Source organism: Scandinavium sp. NPDC088450 (genome assembly GCF_044900545.1).
Lineage (GTDB): Bacteria > Pseudomonadota > Gammaproteobacteria > Enterobacterales > Enterobacteriaceae > Scandinavium.
Map to the genome: position 1 here is coordinate 88,096 of NZ_JBJDNI010000019.1, position 11,141 is coordinate 99,236.

The following is an 11,141-nucleotide window of genomic DNA, read 5'->3' on the forward strand; positions in this document are numbered from 1 at the left end:
AAAAATTATCAACATAACAGAAACAAAGTAATGGGCCAGAACGTTAATATTTTGCTTCTTATTTTTTGGTTAATTTAAACTCATTGCTATGAATCACCTTCTGGGCATCGCTGGCGCAGAACATTTGCTGTTGCCAGCGTTATTATTTTATCTAAACAGTACAACGTTTGTTATTCTTCCCTTATCGAAACTTCCTTTTTCACTCACCCCCTTTTCAAACCCATGCCGAATGGCTGTTTGCGGATTTTTAAAACTCACATGATTTTCATAAAAATAAAGCAACAAGCCTTATGCCACAAGGGATTAACTGTCCAGGCTCCGCTTACTCGACTTTTTAAAATTCCCTACACCTGAATTCAGAACATATTATTGTGTATGGTTACGCCTGAATATGACACCAGCCAAATATTCCTATTACTGCAACGCATCAAACATCAATGATGGCTAAAAACCTGCCTTGCAAAGGGAAAACTCATTGGCTGTATTTGGTTTAAATAAAAATGGAAGTTGATTTGTAATGAACGACAACACAATGAATATTGAAAGTGGAGAAAGTTCAGACGGGAAAACGACCGTCGACGATACGTTGTTGATGAGTGTCTCCTGGGTTTGCGATCACTACAAACTCGGGGCATCGGACGATGCATTGATGGCCGGTATCCCTAAAGGACGTTTTCTGACCTCTTCACAATGTCTGGTGGCGCTGCAAAATGCCGGGTTTACCACGGGTCTGGTTGAGCGTGATCTTGCCGATTTGCCTGACCCGCTTGCGCCCATCATCTTGCTGCGCAGCCATAATTCCGGCGGCTGTATTTTCCTTGGGCGTGAAACCAAACAGAATGCCGAGAAAAAAGCGGAAGTGGTTTACCGCATTGTTCTGCCTGAAGTCAGCGCCGAACCCGTCGCTATCGGGAAAGAGGAAATGCAGACGCTCTATTCGGGCTTCGCCATTTTCCTTAAGCCGTCGGCCAAAACGGATCGCCGGGTTGAAGAACCAGAACTGAAACCCGCAGGCCACTGGCTGTTCGGCACGCTCTGGCGTTATCGCCGCTACTATCGCAGTGCGGCAATTGGCACCGTGCTTATCAACGTGCTTTCCCTGGCGAGCGTGTTCTTTACCATGAACGTGTATGACCGCGTCGTGCCTAACCAGGCCTACGTCACCTTATGGTCACTGGCGGCCGGCGTAATCACGGCGATGATGTTCGAGGCATTTTCTCGCTACATCCGCGCACACTTGATTGATGTTGCGGGGAAAAAAGCCGATTTAATCGTAGGCACCCTGCTGTTTCGCCAGATGTTGTCCATCAAAATGGAGTACAAACCGGCGTCATCGGGTTCTTTTGCCAACCAGTTACGTGAATTTGAATCTGTACGCGACTTCGCCACCTCAGCCACGCTTTCAGCGATTGCCGACCTGCCCTTCGTGCTGTTCTTCATCGGCGTTATTTTCACCATTGGCGGCTACTTAGGGTTTATTCCGCTGATCCTGTTGCCGATTATTTTGTCAATCAGCGTGCTCATTCAGTGGCCGCTGGCGAAGACCATGAAAGAGAACCTGCGTGAAACGTCGCTGAAGCAAGGCGTGCTGATCGAATCCATCGAAGGGATGGAAACGCTGAAAGCCGTTGGCGGTGAAGCACACATGCAGCGCCGCTGGGAAAACTTCAGCGCGCTGGCCGCCAACACCAGCATGAAGTCGCGCCGCCTTTCTACACTCGCCACGGGATGCTTTGCCTTTTTCCAGCAGATCCAGACTGTGCTTATCGTGATTGTTGGCGTGTATCTCATCGGCAACGGGGTGATGACACAGGGCGCACTGATCGGGACCGTGATGCTTGCCAGCCGTGCAACCGCGCCATTGGGGCAAATCGTCGGCCTGGCTGTGCGTTTCCAGCAGGCGAAAGCCGCCATGAGTTCCCTCAACGGGCTGATGGAAAAACCTGTCGACCGTGACACCCGTATTGACTACCTGCCTTCACCAGAGCTGCGCGGCAACCTGGCGCTGAAAGACATTGAGTTTGCTTACCCGGCGCCCCCAATGCAGCCGGCCATTCCGGTGCTGAAAAAAATCTCTCTGCAGGTGAAACAGGGCGAGCGTGTGGCCATTCTGGGCAAAATTGGCAGCGGAAAATCCACGCTGCTGCGCATTATTGCTCGTCTCTACACCCCAACCGCGGGCCAGCTGTTTGCCGACGGCCTCGACATCACGCAAATCGATCCGGTCGACTGGCGCAAACATGTTGGTTTCGTCAGCCAGGAATCCCGCCTGTTTTACGGCACGCTGCGTGAGAACGTAATGATTGGCAACCCGTCGGCCACCGTGAAAGAGTTTTTGCGCGTCTTAAAACTCTCCGGCCTTGACCAGATTGCCGCCAAGCACCCAATGGGCATCAACTTGCCGATTGGTGAAATGGGGGATGGACTCTCTGGCGGTCAGCGCCAGCTGGTTTCGCTCGCCCGCAGTCTTATCGCCCGCCCTTCCGTGCTGCTGCTGGATGAACCAACCAGTTCGATGGACATGCAAACCGAAAACCAGTTTATCGAACACCTGAAAAATGCCACGGACGATCAGACCCTGATCGTGGTCACTCATCGCCCGTCTCTGCTGGCGCTGGTCGACCGCATCATCGTGGTGGACGACGGCAAGATAGTCGCCGATGGCCCGAAAGATAAAGTCATGGCAAGCCTGGCTGGGAAGCCCACACCAGCCGCTAAACAGCGCCCTGTGAAGGTGTCCAGCACCACAGCGCCCAGCATCGTCAGCACTACCAAACCACAAACAGCCCTCGCACATGAGAAAAAGGAAGAGGTGACATCATGTTAAGGAAAAACAAATCCCAGGAGATGGTGTCAGCAGAAGATGCCGCTTTCATGAACGACGTCAGAGCCTCGCTGCTGGCACAAAAAACGCCGAAGTCGAAGCTGGTGTTACAGCTGATTGGCGTGCTGTTTGTGACTCTACTTATCTGGGCACACTTCGCCCGCGTTGAAGAAATTACTCAGGGCGAAGCGAAAGTCATTTCGAAAAGCCGCGAGCAGGTCATTCAGAGTCTCGAAGGCGGGATCCTCGGCGACATGGAAGTCAGCGAAGGCCAGATTGTGGAAAAAGGCCAGACGCTGCTCAAGCTCGACCCAACGCGCTCTAACTCCAACTATAAAGAGACGCTGTCGAAAGTTACCGGCTTACAGGCTGCCGTCGATCGTCTGACCGCCGAGTCCTATAACAAACCGCTTGAGTTCAGCCCTTCGGTGCATGATACCGACGTTATCAAACAAGAAACCGATGCCTACAACACCCGTAAGCACGATCTTGAACAAAGCGTCGCCGCCCTGCAGCACAGCTATCAGCTCACCATGAAAGAGGTGAATCTGGACGCACCGCTGGTGCGCCAGGGATTGATGTCAGAAGTGGAACTGCTGCGTACCCGCCGTCAGGCAACCGATCTGAAATCACAGATTGTTGAAAAGGAGAATAAATTCCGTGCCGACGCCAACAGCCAGTTGACCAACCTGCAGCTGGAGCTTTCGCAGGCGCAGGAAACGCTGATTGGCCGTAAGGACATCCTGACGCGAACGACGATTAAAGCCCCGGTTCGAGGCACCATTAAAGACATCAAGTTCAACACTCGCGGCGGGGTTATCCAGCCCGGCGAGCACATCATGAGCATTGTCCCGCTTGAAGATCAGCTGTTGGTCGAGGCAAAAGTGAAGCCCGCCGACGTGGCCTTCCTGCGCCCAGGCCTGCCGGCCACGGTCAAAGTGACGGCCTATGACTTCAGCATCTACGGCGGCCTGAAAGGCGTGGTGCAGCAAATCAGCCCCGGCACCCTAAAAGACGAAGATAAACAGGCGCGTGGCCGCCCGGACGACACTTATTACCAGGTGATGGTGCTAACGAACTCCAGCAGCCTGCACGTCAAAAACAAAGTGCTGCCGATTATTCCCGGCATGATCGCCAAAGTGGAGATCAAAACCGGCGAAAAAACCATTCTGGACTACCTGCTTAAACCGATTTACAAGGCGCGCGAAGCCTTCAGGGAACGATAAATATGAAAACAATGATGATGGAAAACCTGCCGAAGTTGCTAACGCGCAGCCTGCTCTCGCTGGTGTTGGCCTGCTGCCTGCAGCCTGCTTTTGCCTCAGTTGATGCGCAGCATTCACCTTACGATCAGGCGCTTACTGGCGATAACACGTTTATCCCGCAGCAAAACACGGCATCCCCGTATGGCTCGGATCAACAGTTCGTCGTCGGCTCCCCTCGGGGGGCCGCTACGGCAGTGATCAAACGTTATCTGGCAAAGATGGCGCTGGCGGCGAAAAACTACACCCCGCAAATTCGCGAGGCGATGAGCAATTACAATGCCGCGAAGGCCGACATCGATCAGGCCAAAGGCCAGCGCTTACCGCAAATTGATGTGGGTCTTCAGTCCAACCCGGTGCAGTTTGGTTCGGGTCAAAAAGTGCCAAAAGAAGAGCTGAGCAATGGCTTAAACATCAATATGAAAACCCCGGTCTTCGACTGGGGGTACAACAGCAAAACCATCAACAGCAAAGAGTTCACCGCCAAAGCCGCCGAGGCTTATTACCAGGCTCAGTACGAGGACACCTCCTTCCAGGTTTGCTCGCAGCTGGCGGAGCTGGCAAAACAAAAGCAGATTTATCAAATCAGCCAGGCTTATGTGGTTCGCATGCAGAAGCTGGTGAAAATGATCGGCGATATCAGCACCGTCGATGCCGGGCGTATCAGTGAACTCACCCAGGCACAGGCGCGTATGCTGCAAGCGGAAGCCTCCCGCGACAGCGCAGAATCAAAAGTACGCGATGCAGAAATCGCTCTGCGCAAGCTTACCGGGAAGAGCACTTTTACCGGCTTACCGCCCGACCCTGTCTGGGGATTGCGCATTGACGACCCGAACAAGCTGATGCGCGCCGTGGGGCGTCATCCCACTCTGATTCAGGCCAAAAATCAGGCGCAGTCTGCGCTGGAACAGGCCAAAGCGGTGAAGGCTGGCAACCTGCCAAAGCTGGATTGGGTGGTCAGCAAAACCGTGCCGCTGAATCAGGGTGCCTATGAGGAGTCATGGCAGACTTACCTCAACGTCAGTTGGGGATTGTTTCGCGGCGGTTCTGCGCATGCTCAGGAAGAAGCCGCTGCGCTTCGCGCCGAAGCCGCGCAAGAACAAATCGACGAACAGAAAATCGATCTCAGTACCAAGGTGCGTTCTTCGCTGCACAACGTGCAAACCTACCTCGACCAGGCCAATCAGTATCACCGCCTGGTGGCAGCGACCGATCAGGTTCGTCGAGATTTCTTTGAGCAATGGCGTCAGCTCAGCACCCGCACCCTGCTGGATGTGCTGACGGCGGAAAGTGATTATTACAATAATCAGGTGAATGAGATAACCACGCGCTTTAATGCCTACACCGCCATGTTTACCAGCTATGCCAATGCAGGGCTGTTGAATCAGTGGTTGGGGGTGAAATAGCCTTCTTTGCTACTCCCCAGCGCAAGATGAAAAAAAGCACCTCTAAAAAAGAGGTGCTTTTGCATTACGGCCTGAAAACTTATTGGGTGATGCCCAAAGCCTCGTTGAACACCTGGCGAGTAATGTTCTGCCCTGCATTCTGAACCACGGAAAGCAGTGAGGCACGCCCAACGTTGCCAGAGAAAATACGATTCGCTTTCTCGCGAGCGGACACACCTTTATTGCGTGCATTCTCCTCTTCCAGCAATACGCTGCTTTCCGCTTCACTCGCATAAACAGAAATTTTCTCGATGTCGTCTGCGTTGGCGCGAGCGCCATCTACGAAGATGCGCTCGCCGTTCACATACGGTTTGATCACATGCTCAACCACAAACGCCTCATCCAAATCAGCTTCGGCATACACCACTGGTTTATTCTTCCCGTCTGACTTCATCTTAATTAACACATGGGTATAGATCATTTCATCCTCCAAAAATAAATTTCACCCGCAAGTATAGCGAAATAAAAAAATGAATCTGGATAGATATTAGAAACAGGCATTCAGAAAAAAGAAAACCATCAAGAAAATAAATAAATCATTTTATTTCATAGTGATGCCATTCACACCACCCAAGACTAATATTTAAAAAATCATCTTTCATTAACAAACACAAAAACGCCATTATTATCACAATGTATTTAGTATTACTGTGACACTACGTTGAAACAGTTTATCAATGCCAAAAAAATAATGGCGTTCCTTTTAAATAATAAAATATCCGAGGACTTTATGAGTCAATCTACACTTTCAACCCAAGACGAGCAGCTCGCCGCTGCAGCCATGACCCTGCAGGCCACCGACACTACACCACCGGACGTGCCGGGTGGTCCTGGCTACATCATCATTGATGGCGCAACCGATGATGCAGGCGCAAAACAAGGTGAAGTACTTAATAACGGTTTTACCGACGATCTGACCCCAGTTCTTCACGGCCACATAGAACACGGCCAAAACATGGAACTGATGATTTATGCGAATACCCAATTTTTGGGTACCGTCAAAACTGATGGCAACGGCAACTGGTCTTTTGACCCACAGCTTCTGGATCACTCCCAATACACCTTTGAAGTCCTGGCGAAGGATCCGGGCGGCAGTAGGGTTATGACATCGATGCCGTTCATGATTACCACCACCGATATCAACCACGATTACCAAACGCCAACAATTACCAGCGTAGTGAACGACAGTGGCACTGACCCAGTGAATCTGACCAACGGTGAAAGCACCAATGACGCCACCCCTGTTTTGACAGGCACCGCTGACGCCAACCAGACCGTTTATCTCTATGATGGCAACGAGCGGATCGCTTCCGTTGTGGCTAATGCCAACGGGGTGTGGACCTTCACTCCACCGGCTGCCTTAAGCGAGGGCGTACACATCTTAAGTGCGACAGAAGCGATGAATGGTTCTGAAACAAATCATTCAAGTAATTTCGTTCTATTTATAGAAGCTTCAACGCCAGAAATGGCAACCAATATCACCCTCTTTGATGATTTTGGTGACAAAACAGGCGAAATTTTTAATGGTGATTACACTGATGATCGAAATCCTACGCTAAGTGGCCAAGCTGAAGTTGGTGATACCCTTATCATTAATGATAAGGGTGAATATCTTGGCTCAGTAGTCGTAGGCTTAAACGGAACCTGGAGCTATACTCCCGAAGATGCACTATCATTTGGCGAACATAGTTTTACAACCATTGTTGAAGATACTGTCCATAATTTAAAGAGCCCTGAATCTGAAGCAATTGGATTTACGGTCATTCCGCAATATGCCACATATAGTATTGCTGATATGCTTCAGTCGGACCAGGTTCACAACAATGAATATATTGGGGATAAATTCACCATAACGTCTGAAAATACAATTAAGCATTTTGATGGTGATGCAGCAAGTTATCCTGGAATAGCATTGCTGAATGCGACTCCAACATCCAGTATGACCGTAAACTTTGATCACCCCGTAACGAATGTTAGTTTTTACATTAGTGGCCTGAGGAATGATCAAGGAGGCTCACGTGTCGTATTATGGGATACGCACGGAAATAAAATAATTGATACCATGGTAACCAATCCGGGCAATGATCATGGGAACTTTTTCAGTTACGATGCACCTGCAGGTGTTGAAATTGATCATTGCCAAATTTATGGGGATAACTGTGATGGAGGCATTACGGTAAATAGCCTTGTATTTAACACAATTTCACCATTTGACCCATCATCAGACCAGGTTGGGCAAACCAACAATAATGTTCACGATGCCCTCCAGTCAGGAATAAGCGATCTTGAATACCCGGGTCATAACTATATCATGCACTCTAACACCAGTATCTCTCATTATGGCGGTGATTCATTGAGCTTTAGCGGAATCGCCGTTCCTGGAGGAACGGATAAATATGCTAACTTCCAGTTCAATGAAGCTGTTGATGATGTCTCAGTAAGAATTAGTGGCCTGGATTCAAGTTCGCGAGTGGTCGTTCACGGAAGTCATGGCGAGACGCTTTATGATGCATACGTTACAGCTGATGGCATTTCGACCAATAAGCAAGGTGACTATACCACTTTCCATTTTGATGCCCCTGAAGGAAAGACTATCTCCGAATTGGTGGTATACAGCGATGGCAATGGCGTGACCTTAGATGAGCTGTCGTTCAACTACCATGAGGCAGTGCCCGAACCCGTAGCGGCTTCTGACACTCACGAGCAAATCACGGATAATCTGACGGCTCAGGATGACACTCAATCTGTGCTCACCCAAAATGCCGTGATTGATCTGCATGAAACCACGCAGCACATGCAGTCCATTTCACACGACGATATCCTCTCTCATGCCCAGCAAAATATGTTTATCAACGACGGTAAACAACAGCTGGCCATTCAGGGTGACAAAGGCGATGTGGTTGAACTGAAAGGGGAAGACCTGGCAGCGAGCACCTGGACTGATACCGGGCACTCCACTGTGGCAGGTGTTACCTATGAGGTTTACCAGCACACAGGGGATAATCTGGAACTGTTGGTACAGCAGGGTGTTGAACTGCAGCACAGCTGATAACACTCAAATGCAGTAATCCAATCCCTGGCCTTTGGCTGGGGATTGTTTAAATAAAATCTCTGGGTTTGACGACGTCTTTCACCGCCTGGATCATTTTCTCAATCGATGGGTCTTTGGCCATAGAGCAGTGATAATGCACATGAAATTCATAGCGCATCGCTAAATGCTCAGGAACGTCATAGAAAGCAATAGGAAATTTATCAATAAAGTGCGGAACAACCAATTCTGGCATGATCACGATATTATCGGTATAGCAAGCCATCAATAGCATATTTGTTGAATTACTCGAGGTGCAGACAACATTCCGCTTATCTAAAAGATCATAAAATCGATTGGCTTGATGATGGTCATCGTTACATAATTGACACTGGCGACTCCACATTATATGCGTACTTTTGCTCCAGTCCTCCAGTGTATAGTTATCTTTTATTCGTGGATGATCTTTTCTTACGGCAATTTTAACCCCTGATGTAATCACTCTGGAACGTATAATGCTTCGATCAGGTGGAAGTGCGGAGCCTAAATCTAAATCCACCTCTTTATTTCGTAAACGTGAAAGTCGTTCTTCTTCATTCATTGGCAATGGTATAAATTTCACGATTTCTACTGGATAATTATTATTTAAAGACATCCCTATAATCAGTTCCAGCAATGCATAGGTGCTCACGCTGATATTTCGATCATTGAGCGACAGTTTTTTATCGTTTTCCTCAAACTCAGTCGTAAACTTTTGATAACGAAGACTAAGCTCTTTCGCCACACTATCGGGTTCCATCCCATTTTTGGTTCTAAAAAACAACGCTGAGCCAGTAGCATGGCGAGCTTTGTTTAGCAGGTATGTTACCGAACCAGGTGTCACATTCAGGATTTCAGAGGTTTTGGTCACGCTGCCACAGGATGCCAGCACATGGACGGCGCGTAACACTTTTAAATCAACGGTGTGCATCAGAAGTCTCTTTTTGTTTATCGTCAGACATGGTGACAGCACTGCAGGAAATAGAAAACGATGGATAAGAGCGGAGAAATAACGTTTTACAGTGGTGTACTGTGGGTCAGCAGGAGCCTGTCATGCTCTTCAGCATATCGGCGATTGGTCGACGAAAAATAAGCTTTATTTATTTATTAAAAGACGTTGCTTATGCGGGGCTGCGACGGAGAGCGAGAAAAAACCGATGATTTTGATTAAGTCCTCACAATCCTTCAAAAGCCTAACCTAATGAATCAATGAGACTTATAATCACGTTCAATCGCTGACAGCCTGGCCTGGGTAGTGATAATCTGCCTGCCTCCGTGTAGACCTGAAAGCTAAACCAAGGCGCCATGAACAAACCGATCAAGCGGCTGGAAATCATTAAGAATGCGATTGAGCTTGAGGATGACGACATCATCCACGGCCAGGTGGTGCAGCTCAAAAAAGAGAGCCTGGATGACGGCCTGAAGGGAATTGTTCAGGCGCTGGAACAGAAGCATTACGCGGAGGCCATGTCGGCGATCATCGCCTGGTTGCAAAATCAGCGTGCACTCACGGCATGGCAAGACCCTCGCATCGCCGCCAATAAGCTTGAGCTGAAAACGCTGGAAACTGAACTGCGGGATCTTATCGATCGCCGCAACTCGCGTATTCAGCGGCTTGATGAGTTTAACGATCTCTATATGACGCGGCTTGGCCCGTTGATGACGGAAATTCTGCGTCTGCGTAAGGTGCTGGCCGAGAAAATGCTGCGCAAGCAGCTGCGCGAAGGCGACCGGAGCGAACCCATCGCCGAAGAGTCAGCCCGAAAAGCCGACGCAGATTATGAGTCCTACCGACAACGCCATCAGGAAGCCCAGCGTCACCAGCAGGCACAACAGCGACTGGCAGAATCGGAACGCCAGGAATTAAAACGTTTATGGCGTCAGGCCAGCAAACTTTGCCACCCGGATCTGGTAGACAATGAGCTGAAAGCGGAAGCCACCTCGCTGATGGTGCAGCTGAATCAGGCACGCCAGCGCAGCGATCTGGCCACCATCCGCATGATCCTCGGCAGGCTGATGCAGGGCCAGCGGCCGATGATGGCAAGCGAAAGGTTGAACGATTTGGAACGCCTGATGCGCCGTATTGCCGAGATTCGTCAGCAGATTCAGGCACTCAATGCAGAACTTGTTAGCCTGGAGAAAGAAGGCTCGTGGCAACTGGTGACCACCCTTCGCGACCCGGAAGGGTATTTCCAGCAGCAGGAAAAGGCGATGCGGAATACGATTTATACGCTTGAGAAGCAGATTGTGGATGCGGGGTTTGATGAGGTGGCTTGAGTTTTTGAGTTCCCCCCTCTCCCCAGGGGAGAGGGAGAAAACAAGACTACTCCTGACTGTCCTCTCTCTCCGATTGAGTGAGAGAAAGAATCACCGACATCACCTGACTGTCCCCTCTCCCGTGGGGAAAGGGAGAAAACAAGGCCACTCCTGATTGTCCCCTCTCCCCGCGGGCTGAGGTATCCCCACAAAAGTGAAAAGCACGATGAAGTGTGATCTACTGGTTGCGCTAACAAAACAGAAGAGACCTCATCGTGCCTTTACAG

At 49.8% G+C, this 11,141-nt stretch carries 7 protein-coding genes; 5 read left to right on the top strand and 2 right to left on the bottom strand.

The annotated features are described in order from the left end of the window. Positions 1-517: 517 nt before the first annotated feature. From ACI2I2_RS16685 to ACI2I2_RS16695, 3 genes are read left to right on the top strand one after another with little or no spacing between them, the layout of a single operon-like run. Positions 518-2,827, top strand: coding sequence for a type I secretion system permease/ATPase (locus ACI2I2_RS16685; protein WP_404658899.1), 2,310 nt, complete (start codon positions 518-520; stop codon positions 2,825-2,827). Next, entirely contained in the window at positions 2,821-4,050 is a 1,230-nt protein-coding gene (locus ACI2I2_RS16690) for an HlyD family type I secretion periplasmic adaptor subunit (RefSeq protein WP_404658900.1), read from the top strand. The genes ACI2I2_RS16685 and ACI2I2_RS16690 overlap by 7 nt, the downstream gene beginning before the upstream one ends. Positions 4,051-4,052: 2 nt before the next feature. Beyond that, positions 4,053-5,492, top strand: a complete 1,440-nt coding sequence (locus ACI2I2_RS16695) for a TolC family protein (RefSeq protein ID WP_404658901.1) — start codon at positions 4,053-4,055, stop codon at positions 5,490-5,492. 79 nt (positions 5,493-5,571) lie between these two features. Here the strand turns inward: ACI2I2_RS16695 and ACI2I2_RS16700 are convergent, their stop codons facing one another. After that, positions 5,572-5,952, bottom strand: coding sequence for a hypothetical protein (locus tag ACI2I2_RS16700; protein WP_404658902.1), 381 nt, complete (start codon positions 5,950-5,952; stop codon positions 5,572-5,574). Positions 5,953-6,192: 240 nt separating this feature from the next. Between ACI2I2_RS16700 and ACI2I2_RS16705 the strand changes: the two genes are divergently transcribed. Next, complete coding sequence (locus tag ACI2I2_RS16705; RefSeq protein ID WP_404658903.1) at positions 6,193-8,580, top strand: Ig-like domain-containing protein; 2,388 nt, start codon at positions 6,193-6,195, stop codon at positions 8,578-8,580. Positions 8,581-8,629: 49 nt separating this feature from the next. Here ACI2I2_RS16705 and ACI2I2_RS16710 read toward each other — a convergent pair whose 3' ends face one another. Then, entirely contained in the window at positions 8,630-9,529 is a 900-nt protein-coding gene (locus ACI2I2_RS16710) for a LysR family transcriptional regulator (RefSeq protein ID WP_404658904.1), read from the bottom strand. 374 nt (positions 9,530-9,903) lie between these two features. On the opposite strand from ACI2I2_RS16710, the gene ACI2I2_RS16715 reads away from it, so the two are divergent. Continuing rightward, a complete protein-coding gene (locus ACI2I2_RS16715; protein WP_404658905.1) occupies positions 9,904-10,875 on the top strand; it encodes a DNA repair protein in 972 nt (323 codons plus the stop codon). Positions 10,876-11,141: the final 266 nt, after the last annotated feature.

Bases quoted from the DNA above. Each gene is read 5' to 3' on its own strand.
- ACI2I2_RS16690 (WP_404658900.1), top strand. From the start codon at position 2,821: ATGTTAAGGAAAAACAAATCCCAGGAGATGGTGTCAGCAGAAGATGCC.
- ACI2I2_RS16685 (WP_404658899.1), top strand. From the start codon at position 518: ATGAACGACAACACAATGAATATTGAAAGTGGAGAAAGTTCAGACGGG.
- ACI2I2_RS16715 (WP_404658905.1), top strand. From the start codon at position 9,904: ATGAACAAACCGATCAAGCGGCTGGAAATCATTAAGAATGCGATTGAG.
- ACI2I2_RS16695 (WP_404658901.1), top strand. From the start codon at position 4,053: ATGAAAACAATGATGATGGAAAACCTGCCGAAGTTGCTAACGCGCAGC.
- ACI2I2_RS16710 (WP_404658904.1), bottom strand. From the start codon at position 9,529: ATGCACACCGTTGATTTAAAAGTGTTACGCGCCGTCCATGTGCTGGCA.
- ACI2I2_RS16700 (WP_404658902.1), bottom strand. From the start codon at position 5,952: ATGATCTATACCCATGTGTTAATTAAGATGAAGTCAGACGGGAAGAAT.